Source organism: Cohnella baijiui (assembly GCF_020731285.1).
GTDB lineage: Bacteria > Bacillota > Bacilli > Paenibacillales > Paenibacillaceae > Cohnella.
In genome coordinates, this window is record NZ_JAJFOW010000012.1 from 115671 (window position 1) to 136730 (window position 21060).

Here is a 21060-nt window from a genome sequence, read left to right on the forward strand (position 1 = left end):
GATGCGGTTCGAACAGTTGCCGACGCCTTGTTTTGTCGTCGATGAAGCGCTCATCGAGAGAAATCTCCAAATCCTGAACGGCGTCATGCAGCGTACGGGAGCCAAGATCGTGCTCGCCCAAAAAGCATTCTCCATGACCGCCCTGTATCCCCTCATCGGCGAATACTTGAGCGGCACGACCGCGAGCGGCTTGTTCGAAGCCCGGCTGGGCCACGAGGAAATGGGCAAAGAAAATCACGTCTTTGCCCCGGCCTATCGGGACGACGAGATCGATGAGATCATCTCCATCTGCGATCACATCATCTTTAACTCCTTCTCGCAGCTGGAGAAGTTCAAGACCAAGGCGCTCCGGGCCGGCAGGAAGGTAGGCTTGCGCATCAACCCGGAATGCTCGACGCAGGTCGGCCATGAGATCTATGATCCGTGTTCTCCCGGCTCCAGATTCGGCGTCAAACGGGAGGATTTTCGCCCGGACTTGCTGGACGGCGTATCCGGCCTGCACTTCCATACCCTCTGCCAGCAAAACTCCGACGACTTGGAGACGACGCTGCAGGCGGTCGAGGCGAGGTTTGGGGAGTGGCTGCCGCAGATGGAATGGATCAATTTCGGCGGCGGGCACCATATTACAAGGGACGATTACGATATCCCCACCCTTGAAGCCTGCATTAAGAGAATGCAAGAGAAATACGGTCTCGAGGTGTATTTGGAGCCCGGGGAAGCCGTCGCGCTCAACGCCGGCTACTTGATCGCGTCCGTGCTGGAGCTGCATCGGAACGGCATCGAGATTGCGATTCTGGACACCTCGGCAACCTGCCATATGCCGGACGTATTGGAAATGCCTTACCGTCCACCGCTGGCGGGGAGCGGCGAGCCCGGCGAGAAGCCGTACACCTATCGGCTTACGGGCCAAACCTGCCTGACCGGGGACGTGATCGGAGATTATTCGTTCGATCAACCTCTCAAGTGCGGCGATCGGCTCGCGTTCGGGGATATGGCGATTTATTCCATGGTGAAAACCAATACGTTTAACGGCATGCCGCTGCCGGCCATTGCCATTCAAGGCAAGGACGGCGATTGCCGGGTAGTGCGCCAATTCGGCTATCAAGATTTTAAGATGAGGCTGGCGTAAAGGGCTGGCACCGGTGTTCAGCCGGTGCCGGCTTTTTTAACCATTTAGAATGGATAGATTTTACGCTTATCCATTTCTCCGGGAGACATGCGGAAATGCGGGAAATCGAAGCGTATCGCGAAGAATTGGAGATCGTCTTCCGGGAGGCATCGGAGGAGATGGCGGAGCTTCCGGCAGCGCTCGGCGAACGGGGGCAGGCGCTGCTGGCGCTCAGCCATCCGCTGCGCAACGGGGGGCGGGGGAATCGGATCAGCTACTTGCTGCCTTACTGGATGCAGGATCAGACGCGCAGCCCGATCGAGCTATGCCGCGATTTGGCGGTCGGCAATATTTATGCGATGCTCCGTTATTTTCTGCTGGACGATGCGATGGACGGGAAGGAGCGGCGTCCGGAGGGAATACGCGGTGCCTTGGCGCTCGGCCAGCTGCTCGAGGAACTGTTCAGACGGCGATACCTGCGCCATTTTCCGGCCGATTCCATGTTGTGGGAACGCTATCGCCGATATGTGGGGGAGTGGGCATCCGCGGTGGATACGGAAATGGCAAATCCGATCGACCCGAACGACTTCGGACAGTTGGCCCGAAAAGCGGCTCCCGTGAAAATAGGCGCAAGCGGGCTGCTGCTTCATGCGGGGATGCCGGATCGAATCCCGGATGCGGAGCGAGCCGTCGACCTGGCGCTTGCGGCGCTCCAGCTGTCCGATGATTGGGCCGATTGGCGGGACGATCTACCCGATCCCAACGGCAACGCATTTCTGTCGATCGTAAGCTCGGGCCTTCCGCCGTTTACCGTATTGGATGAACGCGCCGTTCGAACGGCGATCTACCATCATCATGCCGCAGACCGACTTGCAGACATGGCCGAACGCTGCGTCGAGCAGCTCAAGCAGGTCCCCTACGCGCCGGACCGGCTTGCGGCTTTTGCCGCTGCCGTCGCCCAGGGAATCCGAAGGGAAGCCCGGCATATCGAGGAATCGAGAGTAAGCTTGGCTGCAGAAGGCGGTTTCTCGCAATTGCTGTCGAAAATGAGAAGATCATAGGACATATTACCCAAAAAATGCTATGATAGGAGGGCTAGTCCATTCTACCCAAGAAGGGTTGTTGTTCTATGTCCTTGGAATCCTTGAAAGTGCAGATCATCGAGAAGGCTTGGAAGGATCCGGATTTTATGGCGCAACTGCTGGCCGATCCCAAAAGCGCGATTCAGTCGTCGTTCGGCATCGAGCTGCCGGAGGAAATCGAGCTTCGGGTCGTGGAAGAAACGCCTTCCAGCTATGTCCTGGTCATCCCGCCCAATCCGGCCGATCTCGCAAGCTCGAAGGGCGATGCAGACAACCTTACATACAATTGGGGCTAATTGGCCCCCGCGAGAGGGAACCGAATCGTCGCTTCGGTTCCCTTTCCTTTTTCGCTGCGGAATTCAAGCGTTCCCAGCATGACTTCGATGATTCGGAAAGTAACCATCAGGCCGAGACCGGTGCCTTTGGTCTTGGTAGAGAAATAGGGATTGCCCAGCTTGGCGAGCTGCTCTTCGTCCATGCCTTGGCCGTTATCCGTAATCCGTATCACCACCGCGCCATTTTCCTCGTATGCCACCACCTCGATTTTTCCGGCATCCTGCAAAGATTCGACGCTGTTCTTCAACATATTAATGAGCGCTTGTTTGAATTTGGGCGGGTTTCCGGAGATTGTGAGCTGTTCGGACGCGTTGACGAGCAGCTCTCCGCCGTTCAGGGTGACCATGGGACGCAAAATCGTTTCGATGGCATTCAGTTCTTGCTTGACGTCCATCAAGACCGGCGTCTCCTGCTCGGGCTTGGCGAACGTGAGATAATCCGTGATGATGCCAGCCGCCCGATCCAGTTCGCTTATGGCCATGCTGTACTGGTATTTGTTTTGCTCGCTGGCTTTGCCCGACAGCAATTGCAAGAATCCTCTCGTCACCTGTAGCGGGTTTCGGATTTCATGCGCAATGGAGGCGGCCAGTTCGCTGATGATCTGCATTCTCTCCGTCTTCTGCAGCTGATGGTTGTACAGCTCCAGCTCTTTGGAATACGAGAGCAGCCTCTCATAATCGGCGGCTATTTTTCGGTTTAACGTCATGACGAGACATGCGATGAGGAATACGAGGCCGAATTTCCACCACACGAATTCATGCGGACCATGACGAAAGGAGAAAATGAGAAGTTCGGCTGCGCCGGAAACGGCGAGACCCAGGATCCCCGCCGATAACAGCATGGAATCGCGGTATCCTCGAAGGGCGTTCCGAATGGCCAGGACGATGATGACGATGAGTTGGATCAAAGCGAGAACCGCCAGAATCCAGAACGTAAAGAGCTTGTAATAGAAATAGAAGGATCCGCCGACGATTTTGTAGGCCGCCATGACGAGGAAGCTCACCGCATAATAACCCAACAGCCACTTTTCGGACTTCCTGAACCAAGCATAGGTTTCCTCGAAAGAATGGACGACGAAGTAGTATAGGGAGGGCAAAAGGACTAGTAAAAACGCATCAAATAAAAAGAACAGCACTTTTCCGTAATGAGGATAATAGAAATAGGGCAATGACGAATTCGTGATGATCAGCATGCCCGTAGACAGAATAAACAAACTGAGCGCGTTGGCCGTCTTGGTTAGATTCCGGACGACAAAGCCGGTAGATACGAGCAGGATCAGGCCAAGAAACGCAATGGAGACGCCAAGCAGAACGTTGGGAAGCCCCTTGCGAACGTTCAGGGAGGACAAGGCGGAGAATTCGCCGATTCGAACAGGGCTGCTGATGCCAGCACCCTCTTTGGATACGATGTGAATGTATAGATCCAAGGATTCCGCCTTGGCGTTTAGCGGGACAAGGATGATACGGCGTTCAAAATCATAATTGCGCGCCGACCGGAAAATCGCCCGGCCGTCTTCGTATACGGTGACGTCAAGTCCGTATAAACGCTCGATATACAATCCCGGGTGATGAAAACCGGATGTTGGCGGAACGGGGATATGCACCCAGGCGCCTGCGGCTCCTTCCGGCAAGGAGGTGAGAGGGTGCTCTGCCGTTACGGAGTGCCAGGGTCGATCTTGGGGCGGCGTTGGGCTGGACAACTCCGACTGCTGGGTCCAAGCGATGCTCCATTCGGAAATGGAAATATCGGAAGCGTCGTCGCGGGTCGTCTTGGAGAAGAGAGAGATGACGGTAATGGCGATACTGATCATTAGAAACACAATCAAAGGTTGCCGAAATGTGCGCATGATACACCTCAAAGGATTCGCGGGCTATTGAATAACCATTTCGACACCATTCGAATCAATCCTGTAAAAAATGACAATTAATTTTCAAATCCGACAAAACCCTATGATCGCTTTTTAGGTCACTGCACGCCCTTCAAGACACCCGCTTTATCGAAACTACATTACACTTATCTAATTTGCAGGGTTGTCCGCATTTGTACAATCACTTAACTAGAATCTGCATACTCTGTCTTATCCAAACACGAAGGGAGGTAGAACGTTGATAGGAACCACTGGTGTATTGCTTAACAATCAAGGCGGCGTAAATCTCATCCTCACCATTACCAATGATTCATTTAGCCCCCAAGTCTTTGAAGGAGAGCTTTTCTTCTTTGATTCTTCCGGCAATAAAGTAGGTGCAGCTCATAGCGTGCTTTCCGTTCCCGCGCAAAGGTTCGTTGGACTTCAGTTTGACATTACTGGGCAAGTATTCTATGAGCTTCAGGTATCCGTATCCAGTACCGATGTTGTCGTAAACACTTTCTCGGTCAATGCTTCGGGCAGTATCGCGGCACAGCGCGTGCTGAATACGGAGCTCAGCCCGATCAGTGCCCTAACACCGATACCGTAATACGGGCACAAGGGAGAGGTGAGACCTCTCCCTTATCTGTTTTCCCGCGCGCCGAATTGACGGTTGCGGTCGCCAATGTTAAGATACGACTCCCTTCGCGAATCGCAGGTCAGCCTGCGAACGGAAACCGGAAACTGCGATTTCGAAGGAGGAGCCTATATATGTTATTGATCAAAGCAAAAGAGATATATGTCTGTTCGAAGGCGTCGTCGATCAGGTGTACGAAGTGAACGAAGGGCAACTGGTTCCATGGAGTGGATCATTTCGGAGATAATGTTGACATATAGATGTCAGCAATACCGGCCTATAATGGGTGCAAAACCTTATTTCGTGGAGGAATTGCGATGAGCCATTCGAACGAATCAGCGGAGAACCGTACCGTCACCCCTTGGATCACGACAAAGAACACGGAGAAGTTCATCGGCTTTTTGACTGCCGCGTTTGACGCGCAGGAGCTGGGGCGGGTATACAATGCCGACGGAAGCATCGGACACGCGGAGATACGCATCGGCGACTCGAAACTATTGATGTTCGATTCTGCTCAAGAAGGGCCGTCGTTTCCAGCCTTGATTCGTCTGTATATGGACAATTGCGATGAGCTGTATGCGCGAGCCATAAAGGCCGGTGCCGTATCCATGACGAAGCCGACAACGATGTCATGGGGGGAGCGAGGGGGGAGAGTGGTCGATCCGTTCGGGAATATATGGTGGATTACTACCAAAGTAGAAGACGTTAGCCCCGAAGAGATGATGGAGCGCTCCAAACAGCAAGCGTATATCGACGCGATGGAATACGCCCAGAAGAGCTATAATCCGTTAATGGCGAAAGAGAGATCACGTTAAAGTCACATGATAGCAAATTTAGCTTGCAGTCATCTGCAAGCTTTTTTACGTTTATAGCCTTGCAGGGGTTTTGAATCGCTATCCGCTAAAAAAAAGGAAGCCACCGTGAAAAATAAAAGGACCTTCAGTTGTATTCAAAGGGAAGGGGGTGCTGAGGTGTACAATTCATTTGAGCTCAATGAATCTGTGCGGCGGGCCTTGGATCAATATTCGCAAAGCTTGATCAAAATCGCCTTTGCCTATTTGAAAAATATAGCCGACGCCGAAGAAGTGGCGCAGGACGTCTTTCTCGCCTATTTGCAAAAGCGCCCTGTATTCGAGAACAGCGAGCATGAAAAAGCTTGGCTGATTCGTACGACGATCAATAAAAGCAAAAACATGCTGAAAACCGGTTGGTTCAAAAGCAGAAACCCCGTTCCCGAGGACCTTGGCTACTTGCCGAAGGAAGAAAACGAGGTCTTGCAGGCCGTGCTGGCTTTGGACAAAAAATATCGGATTCCGATTCATTTACATTACTACGAAGGGTATTCGATCCAGGAAATTGCAGTCATTATGCAATCCAAGCCTGCGACGGTAGGGACGTGGCTCGCAAGAGGACGCCTGCTCTTAAAAGAGAAGATCGGAGGCCTGGAGAATGAAGAAATCTGTTTATAAATCCGCGATGTCCCGCGTGAAAACAAGCGAGAATTTCAAAGAAGCGACATACGAGAAGCTGATGCAAGACATGGAGAAGACGGCACCAAACAATCAGATGATTTCAAAGGAGCGGGAACGCATGAACACAGCGACGAAAAAGAAGGTAACAGGTTGGACAGTTGGTCTCGCGGCTTGCGCGGTGTTGTCGTTTGGCATCTATACGATGAACCAGCAGCCTGATGCCGAACCGACGACGACGCCCCCACCCTCGACCGCCATTGCGCCTAAACCGCCTATCACAGGGAAGGCGGTAGTCAATATCGACGGCGTCATCTCCGAGGTAAGCGCGGACGGCAAAAGCTTCAAGGTTGGCGATCTTTGGGTGACCGTCACGCCGGAAACGAAGATGGGCATCGACGGACCCACGGCCGCCGAGCCATCGGAGGATCTGCTGCAAAAAGAATTCAAGGTCGGCAATAGCGTTTCCGGATTTACGACGGAGGATGTAAGCACGGGCAAAGTGAAGGCAACACGTATCTATAACAACATCGCTCCGCAAAAATAAGGGATTCGCCCGAGCGGCATGTACACGGGCATTTATTTCACGTCAAGAGGCTGTTGGAGTCACTCAGTAAATTTGTTGCATTCGTACATCTATTTAGGGCCATTTCGGGAGGGTGGAGCGGTTTACTTGTAAAAGTACATCTAATTTATCGTAAATCCGTCCTTTATGCAGAAAACGGATCATTTAGTTGTACGATTGCATCTAAATGACCATTAAGAAGGAATATAGCAAAATTAGATGTACATTTGCATCTAAATCGTTGGATGCGGGATAGGCAACACAGAAAGCGGATTCCGGTGTTCTGCTTCGCGTCTTGCCGAAGGTAAGCTCGGAGGTCGAAAGGCTTTCGCTTGCCCATCATTTGTTGAAGAAGGAAGCAGTGGATCGCAAGCGAGTAATGGCGGTGCAGGGATCATATCCCCAAACACCGCCATTTCTTCATTTCACACTAGGGATGGAGGAGAGCTGTCTTTCACGTAAACGGACTTACATTGGAGACACCCTCTTCATTTCGTGGCTAGAGCCGCTGCGATAAAACATGGTATGATTTGGGCATGCAAGCGTTCGCGGGCATTTACGGATTCGGATAGTTTGGCGACTGCGTAAATAGATGAGAAATTCCCCCAACCCGTTCACAGGAGAAGTTTCGATGAAGCGAATCATGATTATTGGATCGGGCGGAGCAGGTAAATCCACTCTTGCCAGGCAGCTTGGAGAGGCTTTACGTTTGCCGGTTCATCATTTGGATGCGTACTTCTGGAAACCTGGATGGAATCCAACGCCGAATGAAGAATGGGATTCGTTTCAAGAAAATCTCGTACAGGAAGAGAATTGGATTATCGATGGGAATTACGGACGAACCCTTGATATCCGAATGAAGCAAGCAGACGTCATTATTCTTTTAGATTTTTCAAGATGGGTAACCGTCTACAGAGTGATCAAGAGAAGAATCATGTATCATGGCAAGACCAGACCCGATTTAAATGAAGAATGTCCAGAGAGCCTAGACTTTGAATTTATCAAATGGGTTTGGAATTTCAGAAAGACAAGGATACCAGCCATCATCGAGAAGCTAAGGAAGTATAGTGACAAGAATGTGATGATATTGAAATCACCAAGAGAAGCGCAACATCTTCTAGACCGAGTAAGGGCATTGGGTGTGGAATATTTCAAACGGGGAGCGTGAAGTCTCTTGGACTGTTCAACTACCGTAATCGATCTTCTGTTGAGGAAATACAAAGCGGACCAAAAATGGACCCGGATCGTCATCGAGCAATTATCGGAAGAAGATCTCGTATGGTCGCCTACGCCCGAGAGCAACAGCATCGCTCATCTGATCGCGCACATCTCGGGGGCTGTGCATCAATGGTTTGAAACCGCATACTTTGGCGCTACGCCTGCCGAAGATCGGAGCAAAGAATTCGAGCGCGGCCTGCAAATGTCCAAATCGCAAGCCTTGGAGCTTTCCAAGAAATCCTACGATACCATCCTAGCGGTGCTTGAAATCATGAAAGATAACCCCGAAAGGTTGCTGGAGCAGCCTTATTTGCATTATCCACCGTTCGACGGCGCCTTGGACAATCAGGCTACCATTTTGGAAATGCTGCTGCATCAATTCAGACATTTGCCCAGCCATACCGGACAAATCATCTATATTGCGAAGATGCGGAAGGGCGAGCTGCAGTGGGGTTAATTGGCCAGCAAAAGAAGAATGAGCCCAGGAGGGGTTGAACATGCACACGCTGGAAAGCTTAACGAAGCAGCTAGAGCAGTTGGGCATAGACGGCAAAGGGACGCTATTGGTCCATTCCTCGCTGAAAAGCATGGGGCCGGTCGAGGGCGGCGCGGACACCGTCTTGGATGCGTTTGCGGCGTATATGAAGGATGGACTGTTGGTGCTGCCCACCCACACATGGTCCTACGTCAATGCGGATCAACCGAGATTCTACGTCGCAGAGTCGCCCGTCTGCGTCGGGATCCTGCCCGAGCTATTTCGCCAACGGCCCGGCGTGTTGCGTTCGCTGCACCCCACGCATTCGGTGGCGGCGCTGGGTCGGGATGCACTGGCGTTTACGGGCGACGATCACCGATTTGATACGCCCTGCGCTCGAGGTTCCTCTTGGGGGAAGCTGCTCGACCGGAAGGCGACCATTTTGTTGGTCGGGGTCGATTTGACGCGCAACACCTTTATTCACGGCGTCGAAGAGTGGGTAGACGTACCGGGCAGGTTGACAGATGGCCATGAGATGCTCTACACGGTCCTGCCGGACGGCACGGAAATCTCCGTCCCTTCGCGCCGGCATTGCGGGTTGTCGTGGTCGGATCATTTCTGGAAAGTAGACGAGGTCCTCGAAAGGAAAGGCGCGATGCGCAAGGGGCGGCTGGGCGATGCGGTCGTCAGGGTGTGCGATGCGGCCGCGGTGGCGAATGTCATCACCGACATGCTCAGGGACAATCCGGATTTGTTTTCGGATAACCGCCCCTTAGATCCGAACTAGGGAAGCTGAAAAGACCGTCCGGCAACGGACTTGAATAGCGGGCTCTCCGTCAATGGACGGGGGCTTTTTTTGTTTGGGACGGGCAGCAAGGCGGCTTGTGAGCGTCTTGGGAGAATGGCCTACTATAATTCGACAGGAACCGCCGGAAGTCGCAAAAAAGATCAAGGAGAAGTGACGATGAACAAGTTGCGCTCGGTCTTGCTATGCATGCTGGGGCTTTTTCTGATATCGGGTCCTTTCGTTTCCGCCGCGGAGCCGCTGGCGATCGAACCGAAGGCGGCCATGAAGGGAACCGGGACCGCGAACAATCCGTACGTGATCGAAACGGCGGACCATTTGTATTCCATCACGCTCGTTCAAAGCGCGTCTATGTTGAAGAGCTATTACGTATTGGGCGCGAATATCGATATCAGCTCGCTCAATTGGAAGCCGTTCGGCAAACGAGGAGCGGAATTCACCGGAAGCTTTGACGGCAACGGATACACGATCACCGGTTTGAAGGCCAGTAAGCCTGCGGATCAGTACGTCGGATTTTTCGGACGGGTGAAGGACGCGACGTTGAAAAACATCGTGTTGACGAACGTGTCCGTAAACGGGAGCGGGTATACGGGAGGTCTTGCGGGCGCATCGGAAAATAGCACGATCGAGAATTGCTCGGTCAGCGGCCATGTCTCGTCAACGGACAAAGTCGTCGGAGGCTTGGTCGGCTACAACGGCGGGAAAATCGTCGGCAGCTTCTCGACGGGCACGGTGACGGGCAACCACCATGTAGGCGGACTTGTCGGCCAGCTGCAGACCGATCCCGATATCGGCCCGGCTACGATCGAATCCAGCTATTCGTTGAGCGACGTGTCTTCCTCCCTCGGCGCAGACGGGAACTATATCGGCGGACTCGTCGGCTCCTCGCTGCAAGGAACGGTCAAAACGAGCTATGCCGCCGGACGCGTGACGGGCAATCCGGATACGTCGGGCGGATTGTTCGGCGCCGGAGGGACGAAGCTGGGCTATCGCGACACGTTCATCGACAACGTGTGGAATAGGGAGAGCACGGGTCGATCCAACGGCGTCGGGTCCCCGTACGAGGGCGGACCCGATCCTGCCGGAAACCAAGGATTGACCGGTGCGGACATGCGGCAAGTCGCCAGCTATCCGGGCTGGGATTTCAAAAACGATTGGATCTTAGGCGAGGATGCCGATCATCCCATTCTTCGCAAGCAGATGGCCGCGATGAAGGTGCAATCGATTCGCGCGGTTCCGCAGCGTTTGCATCTGTTGACGAACCGTACCGCGTCGTTCTCCGTCTATGCGGCTTTGGATGACGGCCACGCCTACAACATTACGGGCCTGGCAGACTATTCGACGCAGCCCCCGGGCTTGTTTCAGGAGGAGAAGCAAGCGGAGCAATATCTCGTTGCGGCGGGAAGCCGGCCTGGCAGCGGAAGCATCCTGATCGCGTATCGGGGCCAAACGGCTTCCGTTCCGGTCGCCGTCAGCGGCATTCCGCTGCTGGCCGACGTCCGTTCGTCGCCGTCCCGGGTGTCGGCAGACGGACAATACGAGTCGGAGGTGGCGTTGACCGTTCAGGATGAACAGGGGCAGCCTTATTCGTCTCTTGAAGTGAGCCTGGATCCGGGAGGCGGGGAGACGGACATCGATCCCCCAAGCGGCACGACCGATGAGAATGGCGAAGCGCGCTTTACGGTCAAGAGTCCCAAGACGGGTCGGATCGCGTACCAAGTCAAGGCGCCGGCCTATGATCTGGAGATGGGGGAGGTCGCGGTCGATTTTCGGCCCGGCCCGGCCAGTCCCGCCCATACGTCCGTCGAGCCCAAGTCCCAAGTCGTCGTGCTCGAAGGGGAAGCCCGAGGCGTCATCACCGTTGCGTTAAAGGACGCGCTGAATACGCCTATTGCAGGACACCAGCTGGCGCTCGTTCGCTTGGACGGGGCGCCGATCGATCCCGACGCGATTCGCGTAACCGACGGGGAGGGGCGGGCCGAATTCGCGGTTACGAATTCGACGGCGGAAACCGTCGCGTATCAAGTGCTCGATCTGGACGATCAGGCGGAAGCGGGCGAGGCGGAAATCACGTTCGTGGCGAACACGGTGGATCGGGCGAAGTCCTCCTTCCGGGCGATGCCTTCCATGGTCGTTGCCGACGATGCCACCGAAGCTGCGTTGACTCTGGTTCTGAAAAACGCGGCCGATCTTCCGATCGCGGGACGTCAAGTCGACCTGCACTTGGGCAGCACGGACGAGCCTGTCATCGCATCGGAAACGACGGATGCAGAGGGGAAAGCGACGTTCAGGGTAAAGAGCGCCGCGATCGGCGCGCGCCAGTACGCCGCTGTCGCCCATGTCGGCGAGACGGCCGAGCTGTTTGCCGTCACGGTAGACTTCGTGGCGGACGAAATCGATGTAGACGCGTCCGGTTATGAGGTTTCGGACGACGAGGCGCGGGCCGACGGTTCCGAATCGGTAAATGTCTTAGTTACGCTTAGGGATAAGCTTGGCCATCCCGTCCAAGGCGGACGCGTGGAGCTCGAGCAAACGGGCGAGTCCCTTATTTCGCCGACGAGCGCGGTAACCGACGGGGCGGGCGAAGCCCGGTTTTCCATCGCCAGCCATGCGATCGAGACGGTGAGCTACACCGTCATGACCCCCAAAGGGGCGCTGGGGAGCGCCTTTCAAATCCGGTTCGCGGATTATTTCAGAGACGCGATTCGGGCGGAGAGCGAAAGCTACGGCTTAAAAGTCGGCGATACCTCCGATGTGAAGGTCTACGCGGACTATAAGGGCGGCGAGAAGGAAGTTTCGAAGCTGGTCGACGGGCGTTCGACGGATGCGTCCGTAGCGGAATGGCAGGACGGGAAAATCGTGGCCGAGGGCGTCGGCAGCGCCAGGATCACGATCTCGTATCTCGGCGCCGAAACGGATATTGCCGTAACGGTGACCGAGAAGGAGGGCGGAGGGAACCCGGATCCGGGTTCCGGACCGGATCCGACGCCGGGTCCGACTCCGAATCCGACGCCAAGTCCAACACCAGATCCAACGCCCAATCCAACACCAAGTCCATCTCCGAATCCGACGCCAAATCCAGGAACGGGCTCTGGTCCGGGACCCGTGCCTCAACCGGGCCCAAGCCCGGACGGCGGCCATCCGGGAACGCAGCCTGAACGCCCTCCGATCTCGTTAACGGACATCGGCCAGCATTGGGCGAAGGAGTCAATCAAAGCAGCAACCCAAAGCGGCATCGCCTTCGGTTATCCGGACGGTACCTTCCGGCCGGATCGTTCGATTACGCGCGCGGAATTTACGGCGATGCTCGTTCGGGCCTTGGGCTTAAAGCGGATCGATGGAGACGTCCCGGCCTTAAGCGATTGGGGCGAGTTGCGTGACTGGTCGCGCGAGGGGATCGGCGCCGCGTGGCAGGCTGGTATCGTCAGCGGGTACGGCGACGGCAGCTTCCGTCCCGATGCGGAAATCACCCGGGTCGAAATGACGGTCATGATCGTGCGCGCGCTGGGCGGCGTCTCCGGCTCGGGCGGCAATACCTCCTTTGCAGACGAGGCCGCCATACCGGCATGGGCCAGAGGCGATGTAGCCATAGCCAGGGAACGGGGTATCGTCCAAGGCAGAAGCGGCAACCGGTTCGACCCGCTCGCGTCAGCGACCCGCGCCGAATCCGTAGCGCTCCTCATGAGACTGCTGGACGTTTTGAAATCTTCGCCGTTCGCCGCATCGGAAGACGCGAACGAGTAGGTTGATCCCCGGCCTGCTCCAACGCGTCCTATAGCAGATCGTGGAGCAGGCAACGGCTTTACGGATTTGCGCCAGACGCCGCAGCCGGATCTCTTCGTCTAAACGGTTGCCATAGCGCTTATTCGGCTCCAAAAACGGAGGTTTCTTTTCTAACGGTTGCATGCTCGCTTATTTGGACGAAACAGCACCTCTGCCTACGAAAAACTGTCCGATTTTTCCTATTTTCTACGGTCGGCAAAAGGATATGATAAGGGGGAATCCATCGCATAGAGGCTGGAGGAGTGAAGCATGGCGATCAAATTGGATATGGTCGGGATTGTCGTGAAGGATATGAGGAAGGCATTGGATTTCTACCGCAGGCTGGGACTCAACATCCCGGAAAGCGCCAGCGAGGAAGGCCATGTTGAAGTGGACCAAAGCGGGTTCCGCCTAGCCTTCGACGTACGGGAAACGGCAAAAGAAGTATACGGCGGCTGGGAAGAGCCTTCCGGTCATCGGATCGAGCTGGCCTTTCGGTGCGACAGCCCCGAAGGGGTGGACGAGGTATACCATCGGCTGGCAGAGCAGGGGTACACCGGACACCGCCCGCCGTGGGATGCGTTCTGGGGGCAGCGATACGCCATCGTGCAAGACCCGGACGGCAATTTGATCAGCCTTTTTGCATAGTTTGGAATAGGATCGGTTCAAAACCACTCCAACGGAGTGGTTTTTTGCTGCCCATCACCTCTCCGTCATCGCCGGTTCTTCATATAGGCCAGCGACCTGCGCCCCCATGCTTCGGATTCGGTCAGCTACGAAGGCCGGCTCCAGCACACGAACATCGGGTCCGTAGCCGAGGATCATGCCGTACATCCAATGATTGTTCGGGCAGCTGGTCCTGACCAGCAGCGATCCGTCCGGACGGACCTCGACGCGGTCCAGGCCGAAGGCTTCCTCCACGCGCACGCGCAGACGCGGGTTGAACAGCAGCACGATATTCACGGCGGGTCCCGTCTCTTGGTTGCCCCAGCGCGCATCCAGATCTTCGATTCGTACGCCGCGGCTCGCAAAATGCTCGAGATGGACGCGCAGTCCGCTCAGCCTGGAGAGGCGGAACGTCCGGTAATCGCCGCGCAGCCTGCAGTAGGCGTACAGATACCAGGCATAACCTTTCCAGGCCAGTCCGATCGGCTCGGCTTCCCGGTGCTCGTCCACGCCTTCCGTATTGGTGTACCTAAAGGAAACGACCATGCGATTTTTGGAGGCTTGGCGAAGCTGCGAGAGGATCGTCCGATCCTTGATGCCGCCGCCGTGCCACAGATTCGTATCGAAAATAAGCGTCTCCCCGGTCTCCTCGAGCTGCTTCTGCTCGGACCTGGCTACGAGCGCTTTGATTTTCGCGAGCAATCCATCCATCTCCTCGTCGTCCAGCGAAGCTCGCACGCCCTTCAGCGCGGTCAAGATCGACTGGAGGTCGTCCAAGGTGACGATCTGCCTGTCGATGCGGAATTGTTCCATAATTTCGTAGCCCCCGTCGGACCCCGTATAGGAGACGATCGGAATACCGGCGGCATTGATCGTCTCCAGATCCCGGTAGATCGTCCGGTGGGACACCTCGAACTTGTCGGCCAGCGTTTGGGCGTTGACCCGGCGCTGGCTGAGCAGCAGCATGGTGATGCCGAGCAGCCTCTCGATCTTCAAGAAATCCCCTCCCCCTTCCATATATTACGGTTCGGCAGCATTGCTGTAAAAATCTTTTTTCCGCGGCCGGAATCTCCCTGACAAACAGTTGTCAGAAAGGGGGCCTTACTATAAGGACATAAGCAACCAACCATTCGAGGAGGTATTCCATCATGAATACGACAACGATCCGCCCTTTCCGCATCGAAACCGCCCAGGCCGCGCTGGATGACCTGAACCTTAGACTGGGCATGACCCGCTGGCCCGACGAGCTGCCGGGCGTCGGCTGGAACTATGGCGCGCCTCTCTCCTTCGTGAAGGGCATGGCCGAGTATTGGAAAACCTCGTTCGACTGGCGCAGCCAGGAGGCCCGCCTAAACGAGCTGCCGCAATTTACGGCCGAGGTCTCCGGCGCGAATATCCACTTCTTCCACGTCCGGTCGCCGGAGCCTTACGCGACGCCGCTCCTGCTCGTCCACGGCTGGCCGGGCTCGCCCGTCGAGTTCCTCGATCTGATCGGTCCCCTGACCGATCCGACCTCCTACGGCGGCGACGCATCCGACGCGTATCACCTCGTCATCCCCTCCTTGCCGGGGTTCGGCCTGTCCGGCCCGACGACCGAGACGGGGTGGACCCCGGGCCGCGCAGCCGCTGCGCTGGCCGAGCTGATGAGCTTGCTCGGCTACGAGCGCTATGGCGTTCAAGGCGGAGACATGGGGGCGATTATCGCGCCCGAGATCGGCCGCATCGCGGCGCCGCGCGTGATCGGCGTTCACGTCAACGCCGCGACGATGGGCTTCGTCCCGTTCGGCCAAGTCGAAGACGAGGTGTTCGCCACCCTGACGGATGCGGAAAAGGCGCGGTTGGCGCGCCTGGGCCAATTTATGCAGGAGCGGTTCGGCTTCAACAAGCTTCAATCGACCCGGCCGCAAACGCTGGCGTATGGACTGCACGATTCTCCCGTCGGCTTGCTTGCCTGGACGTGCGAATTGTTCTATGGCTTCGGCGATGCCGTAGAAGCCGTAGACCGGGATCGCTTTCTGACGAACCTCATGCTGTATTGGCTGTCCGGCACCGCGAATTCTTCCGCCCGCATGTATTACGAAGCCGCGCACGATCCGGCTGCCTGGGCGCCCAAAGACCCGTCGCCGACGCCCGTAGGCGTGGCTGTATTCCAGCAGTCCGACGTCGCGATCCGCCGCTATGCCGAATTGGCCAACCACATCGTGCATTGGAACGAATTCGAGCGCGGCACGCACTTTGCGGCAATCGATGCGGCGGATCTGATGATCGGGGATCTCCGGACGTTTTTCCGGGGGCTGCGATAACGATCGTGCTTCTTCGGCCCATTCCGAAGCTGACGCTGGAGTGAACCTCCCCCCCTAACGCAATCTAACGCCCTCTGCCTGACTTCCTCGGTCAGGCGGAGGGCGATCTTGGTTGGAAGAAAATGATATAATGGATGGAACGGTTTGGGGTGGAAGGCGAAGAAGTCCTATATAGGGTTCAAGGGGGCGACCGATGAACAAAACCGACCGTATGTTAGCCATCGTGCTGGAGCTGCAGCGCAAGGAAGTGGTGCGGGCCGAAGATTTGGCGGCCCTCTTCGAAACCAGCGTGCGGACCATCTACCGAGACATGCAGGCGCTCAGCGAAGCGGGCGTGCCGATCCTGGGAGCCCCCGGGACGGGATATTCCTTGATGGAGGGCTATTTTCTGCCTCCGATCAGCTTTACGGTAGAAGAAGCCGTGACCTTGCTCATCGGAACGGACTTTATCGAACAGCGATTCGACGACCATTATCAGGTCAGGGCGCAAGCCGCCCGCGGGAAGATCGAAGCCATTCTGCCGGAGCGCGTCCGCCAGGAGGCCTCTCGCGTCCGCCAGGCTATGCGCTTGCTCACACCTATGAAACAGGCTGCGCCGTCGCATGAAAGGGAATATCTCGAAAAGATCCGACAGGCGATATTGGACGGGCGCAAAATCGGATTCCAATATGCGAAAAAACTCGCGGATGCCGAGGGGAAGCGCCATAGCGTTCGTACCGTTGATCCTTACGGGCTCGTGTTCACTCAGGGAGCCTGGATGCTCGTGGCCCGGTGCGATCTGCGCCAGGACATTCGCCATTTCCGTCTGTCCCGAATGGCGGAGCTCGCGGATCTGGAAGACCGCTTCGACATGCCGGCGGATTTTAACTTAAGGGACTACAAGCCTTCGGACGATCGGCACCTGCGCGTTCGCCTTCTGTTTAACCTCGACATCGCAGATCGGGTGAAGGACGCGAATTATTATTACATGGATGAAATGGAGGAACGTCAGGACGGCTTGCATGCGGTCTTGCGTGCGCGTCAGTATGAGGAATTGCTGCCATGGGTGCTGGGCTGGGGCGCGGATGTGGTGGTGCTGGAGCCCGAGTGGTTTCGAAATCGGATTCGCGAAGAAGCCGAAAACATGTTCAAACGCTACTGACATGCCGCTGTCAGTAGCGTTTTTGTATAGTTGGAATTATGGAACGGGCATTTGGGGCGACCCTTCTCGCATTTTAATAAAAAGGTGGAATCTCATCATGAGTATGGCAAATTGGGAAGTCGATCCGGATCACAGCTCCATCGAGTTTTCGGTGACGCATTTAAGGATTAATCGAATCAAAGGATTATTCGAACGTTTCCAAGCAAACGTCAGCTTTGACCCCGACGACTTGGCGACCGTCGCGATTCAAGCGTCCATTGACGCCGACAGCATCACGACTCGCCAACCGCAACGCGACGAACACCTGAAGAGCGAAGACTTCCTTCATACAGCCGAGTATCCCGTCATTACGTTCCAGAGCATCGGCTGCGCTCCGGCCGGAGAACGACAATATGATCTTGCAGGCCATCTCACGTTGCATGGGATTACAAAGCCGGTCACATTTCGCACCACCTTTGAAGGACTGAACAATGATCCTCGCGGACGGGAACGTGCCGGTTTTCATTCCACGGCCTGCATCGATCGCAGCGAATTTGGGTTGACCTTCCGCTCGCCTTTGGAAGCCGGAGGTCTCGTTGTCGGAAATGAATTGAGGATTGAGCTGAATATCGAGGCCGTCAAACAGGGCTAACGAATCTCCCCTGCGCGGCCGTCATCGTTGAAGGTTCAAATGCCAGCTGTCCGAACGGCTGAGCTGCTGCGTCGTCCGCGAAGTATTGATCGCGCTAACCAGCAAGAAGATGATTTGGTCTTCGCCGGTATTGTTGTTGAATAACACTTTATTCGGCGTCAGGTCGCCGGCGCCGCCGCGGGCGATAAACTTCCCGGGAGAGGGCTGGGCTTCGATTTTAATCGCAAAGGCCTCGTTATTGAACAAAAAATTGAGGTTTTTCAAGACCAGCTTTCTTCCTTTTTTCACCCGGATTACAATCTGCTGCAGCAGCAGCGTCTGCCGGGGCGCTACTTTGATCTGCGATTTGCCACCTACGATTCCGCTTAGTTGGAACATGCTCTCACCCTCTAACGGATGGTTTCTAGAAGACGAAGATGACGCCGCTAACGGCAACCGCGCCTGTACCGACATTCGTGATCCGCAGCCGGAACGTGCCCGCCGGGACGACGAACCGGAGTACGGCCGTGCGGGTTCCGACGAGCGTGATGCTGTTGGTGACGGGCCGTCCGGTTACCGCGTTTACAATCTGATACCGGACGCGGGGAGTCGCGATCGAGCCGGCCGCCGGGCTTTGGCTGACGACGACTTCTCCGGTCGTTATGGCGCCGATCGTCGTGAAAGCGTTCGTTGTAACGGACTGGCCCGGAACAATTCTCGGGAACCGGAACACGACTAGCCTGCGTATTCGCGTTTGGGAACGGCTCCGCGACAGCTTCAAAGATGCCAAGGGTTTCACCCCCTAACCGTTAATCTCCTACCAGCGTATGAAAAACCTTCGTCTCCGGATTGGACAGAACAGAAAGATGAGCGATCGGCATAGCCCTTTCAAGGAAGGTTGACACCTTGATTTCCTAGCTTTAAGATGTCTGCATATTAGATGACGATAACATGCGGAGTTGTGAAGGCAGCAGAGGAAGCTCGGGAAGGAGTGCATGCCGTGACGAAAATCTACAATTGTCCGGTCGAAGCGACTTTAGATGTCGTCGGGGGAAAGTGGAAGACGGTCATCCTGCGCTATTTGTCCATGCAAACCTTGCGATATGGCCAGCTTCAGCAGCGGATGCCAAACATTACGCAGCGGATCTTGACCCTTCAATTAAAGGAATTGGAGCGGGATGGACTGATTCAGAGAACCGTCTATGACGAGCTGCCCAAGAGAGTCGAGTATTCGCTTACCGAATATGGCAGAAGCGTCGAGCCGATCCTTGAGCTCATGTGCGAGTGGGGCAAACGGCGAATCAGGGAGTTGGACCTGCAAGCTGCATCGATGGAAGCTTCGGGGGGATAATCGGGGGCCGTACACGGCGAAAGTTCAACGAACAAAAATGTGCCTAATTGTATGGCCATGACCACCTCTGTATAATTTTTGCTGGATCTGAATATTCCCGAAAAGATACGGAGGTAGATGGCCATGGTTGTAGAAATTATCCGGTATAATATCGCACCGGATTCGGCAGAGCATTTCACGCAAGCTTATGAAGAAGCCGGGACCTATCTGAAACGTTCCGAATATTGCTTGTCCTATGAAGTGATCCAAGGCATAGAGGAACCGAATCATTTCATCGTTCGAATCGAGTGGGATTCGTTGGAGGGGCACATGCAGGGATTTCGCGCAGGACCGGATTTTCAGCCTTTTTTCGCCTTGGTCCGTCCCTTTTTTTCATCGATCCAAGAAATGAAGCATTATCGCGCGGTTGCACACGCTAAATGAACAAGAACCGACTTGAGGCTTTGAGCGATGGCGTGATTGCCATCGTGATGACGCTTCTGGTTCTTGAATTCAAAGTTCCGAAACTCGAATCAAACGAAGGAAGCTTGGAGCTTGCAAGAGACTTTCTCCATCACCTTCCGGTGCTGATTAGCTATATCATCAGCTTCGTCGTCCTGATTGTCTGGTGGATGTCTCATCATCAATTGCTTCATGGCGCCAAGCAAGTGGACCGCACGACCGTTGTTCTAAACGGCATTTTCCTGATGTGTACCGCTTTTATTCCGTATCCTACCGCGTTGATCGGCGAATACCCGAGTCTTTATTTCCCTTCCGTCCTGTACGGCGTCGTTAGTCTATGCTGCGGGGCAAGCTATTACGGACTGTATCACCATCTCTTAAAAAAGAATGCCGATCATCCGTTTATGGCGGTTCCGGGTGCGGTGACTTTTAAGGGGACGTGGCTGCACTTAACGGTGTATTTTGTCGCCATAGGCGTCTCCCTCTTCCACTCTTACCTATCCATTGCCCTCTACGCGGCCATTCCGATTTACTTTTTTCTGAAGAAGAATGCATAGCTGCGCGAGTGATGAAGGCCATCCGTTTCGGATGGCCTTTAAACTTGCCGCTGCCGACTGCGGGAGTTAGATGGTCGACAGATTCGCCCATTTACCCTGCAACCGCATAGCGCAGCTGCACGACGCCCCCGCCAAGAGGCTTGCAGTCCAGCAATTCCACCGGCCGATATTGGTAACGCTCCGTGTCGGTCAGGAGGTTGAGGCCTTTCCCTTCCAACACGGGCGCCACATTAAAGATTACTTCGTCTACCAGCCCTTCGCTGAGGAAGGAATTGTGGATATCCGCGCCGCCGCTGACGAGAGCGGTTTGATGGCCTTTTTGCTGCAGATAATCCAAAGCCTCCTGCGGCGATCTTGCAACCGTTGCGCCGGGGATCTCTTGGATACTCTTGGAGATCACCACGATGTCCAGCTCGGCGAAAGGATTGCCCGCGTTTGCTTGTTCCTCCTGGGAGACTCTGCTTGGGTCTTGCATGCTCTCGAACGTTTTGCGGCCCACGATAAAATTTCCTGCGGCTCTGGCCTGCTCCGCGAAGTCCGCCAACGCCTCTTTCTTCGGCGGATTCTCGGGACCGGATTGCGCATAGTTGCCGTTCGCGGCTAAGGTAGCCCATAATACGGTTTTCATATTCATTCCTCCTTGTATGCTAAGAGCAGCTCCTGATTTAGGGGTTGCTCTTACGAATTT

Annotated in this window: 23 protein-coding genes; 18 read left to right on the forward strand and 5 right to left on the reverse strand. The window is 55.3% G+C overall.

Features of this window, described 5'->3' with window-relative positions; translation table 11 throughout:
• Window position 1 precedes the first annotated feature (1 nt).
• From nspC to LKX83_RS14330, 3 genes are all read left to right on the forward strand, one after another.
• The gene (gene nspC, locus LKX83_RS14320) at window positions 2-1129 is read left to right on the forward strand and encodes a carboxynorspermidine decarboxylase (protein ID WP_227882950.1); all 1128 of its coding nucleotides are present in this window, start codon (window positions 2-4) and stop codon (window positions 1127-1129) included.
• Window positions 1130-1224: 95 nt separating this feature from the next.
• The gene (locus tag LKX83_RS14325; protein WP_227882951.1) at window positions 1225-2169 is read left to right on the forward strand and encodes a hypothetical protein; all 945 of its coding nucleotides are present in this window, start codon (window positions 1225-1227) and stop codon (window positions 2167-2169) included.
• A gap of 68 nt (window positions 2170-2237) precedes the next feature.
• Window positions 2238-2486, forward strand: a complete 249-nt coding sequence (locus tag LKX83_RS14330) for an NHLP leader peptide family RiPP precursor (protein ID WP_227882952.1) — start codon at window positions 2238-2240, stop codon at window positions 2484-2486.
• Here LKX83_RS14330 and LKX83_RS14335 read toward each other — a convergent pair.
• Window positions 2483-4372 carry a sensor histidine kinase gene (locus LKX83_RS14335; protein WP_227882953.1) on the reverse strand — a complete coding sequence of 630 codons (1890 nt, stop codon included), beginning with the start codon at window positions 4370-4372 and terminating at the stop codon, window positions 2483-2485. The two genes, LKX83_RS14330 and LKX83_RS14335, sit on opposite strands and share 4 nt — an antisense overlap.
• A gap of 259 nt (window positions 4373-4631) precedes the next feature.
• Here LKX83_RS14335 and LKX83_RS14340 point away from each other — a divergent pair, with 259 nt between their 5' ends.
• The 9 genes from LKX83_RS14340 (at window position 4632) to LKX83_RS14380 (ending at window position 13951) form a co-directional block, all read left to right on the forward strand.
• The gene (locus LKX83_RS14340; protein WP_227882954.1) at window positions 4632-4982 is read left to right on the forward strand and encodes a hypothetical protein; all 351 of its coding nucleotides are present in this window, start codon (window positions 4632-4634) and stop codon (window positions 4980-4982) included.
• A 344-nt stretch (window positions 4983-5326) separates the two neighbouring features.
• Window positions 5327-5824, forward strand: coding sequence for a VOC family protein (locus LKX83_RS14345; RefSeq protein ID WP_227882955.1), 498 nt, complete (start codon window positions 5327-5329; stop codon window positions 5822-5824).
• 156 nt (window positions 5825-5980) lie between these two features.
• Window positions 5981-6478: an RNA polymerase sigma factor gene (locus LKX83_RS14350; RefSeq protein ID WP_227882956.1), complete on the forward strand. Its 498-nt coding sequence runs from the start codon at window positions 5981-5983 to the stop codon at window positions 6476-6478.
• Entirely contained in the window at window positions 6459-7025 is a 567-nt protein-coding gene (locus LKX83_RS14355) for a hypothetical protein (RefSeq protein WP_227882957.1), read from the forward strand. The genes LKX83_RS14350 and LKX83_RS14355 overlap by 20 nt, the downstream gene beginning before the upstream one ends.
• 649 nt (window positions 7026-7674) lie before the next feature.
• Window positions 7675-8211: a DNA topology modulation protein gene (locus tag LKX83_RS14360; RefSeq protein WP_227882958.1), complete on the forward strand. Its 537-nt coding sequence runs from the start codon at window positions 7675-7677 to the stop codon at window positions 8209-8211.
• Between the two features lie 6 nt (window positions 8212-8217).
• A complete protein-coding gene (locus LKX83_RS14365) occupies window positions 8218-8718 on the forward strand; it encodes a DinB family protein (RefSeq protein ID WP_227882959.1) in 501 nt (166 codons plus the stop codon).
• Window positions 8719-8758: 40 nt separating this feature from the next.
• On the forward strand, window positions 8759-9523 hold the full coding sequence (locus tag LKX83_RS14370; RefSeq protein WP_227882960.1) for an AAC(3) family N-acetyltransferase: 765 nt from the start codon (window positions 8759-8761) through the stop codon (window positions 9521-9523).
• Window positions 9524-9700: 177 nt separating this feature from the next.
• On the forward strand, window positions 9701-13285 hold the full coding sequence (locus LKX83_RS14375) for an Ig-like domain-containing protein (protein ID WP_227882961.1): 3585 nt from the start codon (window positions 9701-9703) through the stop codon (window positions 13283-13285).
• A 288-nt stretch (window positions 13286-13573) separates the two neighbouring features.
• Complete coding sequence (locus tag LKX83_RS14380) at window positions 13574-13951, forward strand: VOC family protein (protein WP_227882962.1); 378 nt, start codon at window positions 13574-13576, stop codon at window positions 13949-13951.
• A 54-nt stretch (window positions 13952-14005) separates the two neighbouring features.
• Here LKX83_RS14380 and LKX83_RS14385 read toward each other — a convergent pair whose 3' ends face one another.
• Window positions 14006-14965 carry a helix-turn-helix transcriptional regulator gene (locus LKX83_RS14385; protein WP_227882963.1) on the reverse strand — a complete coding sequence of 320 codons (960 nt, stop codon included), beginning with the start codon at window positions 14963-14965 and terminating at the stop codon, window positions 14006-14008.
• Window positions 14966-15117: 152 nt separating this feature from the next.
• Here LKX83_RS14385 and LKX83_RS14390 point away from each other — a divergent pair, with 152 nt between their 5' ends.
• The 3 genes from LKX83_RS14390 to LKX83_RS14400 all read left to right on the forward strand — a co-directional run bounded on the left by LKX83_RS14390 (window position 15118) and on the right by LKX83_RS14400 (window position 18044).
• Entirely contained in the window at window positions 15118-16272 is a 1155-nt protein-coding gene (locus LKX83_RS14390) for an epoxide hydrolase family protein (RefSeq protein ID WP_227882964.1), read from the forward strand.
• 193 nt (window positions 16273-16465) lie between these two features.
• On the forward strand, window positions 16466-17413 hold the full coding sequence (locus tag LKX83_RS14395) for a helix-turn-helix transcriptional regulator (RefSeq protein WP_227882965.1): 948 nt from the start codon (window positions 16466-16468) through the stop codon (window positions 17411-17413).
• 97 nt (window positions 17414-17510) lie between these two features.
• Window positions 17511-18044 carry a YceI family protein gene (locus LKX83_RS14400; RefSeq protein WP_227882966.1) on the forward strand — a complete coding sequence of 178 codons (534 nt, stop codon included), beginning with the start codon at window positions 17511-17513 and terminating at the stop codon, window positions 18042-18044.
• Between the two features lie 21 nt (window positions 18045-18065).
• Here the strand turns inward: LKX83_RS14400 and LKX83_RS14405 are convergent, their stop codons facing one another.
• Together LKX83_RS14405 and LKX83_RS14410 are read right to left on the reverse strand one after the other, a co-directional pair.
• Window positions 18066-18422, reverse strand: a complete 357-nt coding sequence (locus LKX83_RS14405) for a hypothetical protein (RefSeq protein WP_227882967.1) — start codon at window positions 18420-18422, stop codon at window positions 18066-18068.
• 25 nt (window positions 18423-18447) lie between these two features.
• Window positions 18448-18813 (reverse strand): hypothetical protein, encoded by a 366-nt coding sequence (locus tag LKX83_RS14410; RefSeq protein WP_227882968.1) that lies wholly within the window; start codon window positions 18811-18813, stop codon window positions 18448-18450.
• A 210-nt stretch (window positions 18814-19023) separates the two neighbouring features.
• Between LKX83_RS14410 and LKX83_RS14415 the strand changes: the two genes are divergently transcribed.
• The 3 genes from LKX83_RS14415 to LKX83_RS14425 all read left to right on the forward strand — a co-directional run bounded on the left by LKX83_RS14415 (window position 19024) and on the right by LKX83_RS14425 (window position 20372).
• Window positions 19024-19374, forward strand: coding sequence for a winged helix-turn-helix transcriptional regulator (locus LKX83_RS14415; protein ID WP_227882969.1), 351 nt, complete (start codon window positions 19024-19026; stop codon window positions 19372-19374).
• A gap of 123 nt (window positions 19375-19497) precedes the next feature.
• Window positions 19498-19797, forward strand: coding sequence for an antibiotic biosynthesis monooxygenase family protein (locus tag LKX83_RS14420; RefSeq protein ID WP_227882970.1), 300 nt, complete (start codon window positions 19498-19500; stop codon window positions 19795-19797).
• A complete protein-coding gene (locus LKX83_RS14425) occupies window positions 19794-20372 on the forward strand; it encodes a TMEM175 family protein (protein WP_227882971.1) in 579 nt (192 codons plus the stop codon). Before LKX83_RS14420 ends, LKX83_RS14425 begins: the two co-directional genes overlap by 4 nt.
• 91 nt (window positions 20373-20463) lie before the next feature.
• Here LKX83_RS14425 and LKX83_RS14430 read toward each other — a convergent pair.
• Window positions 20464-21060, reverse strand: a 597-nt coding sequence (locus LKX83_RS14430; RefSeq protein WP_227882972.1) for a dihydrofolate reductase family protein, incomplete at its 5' end; no start/stop codon positions are given.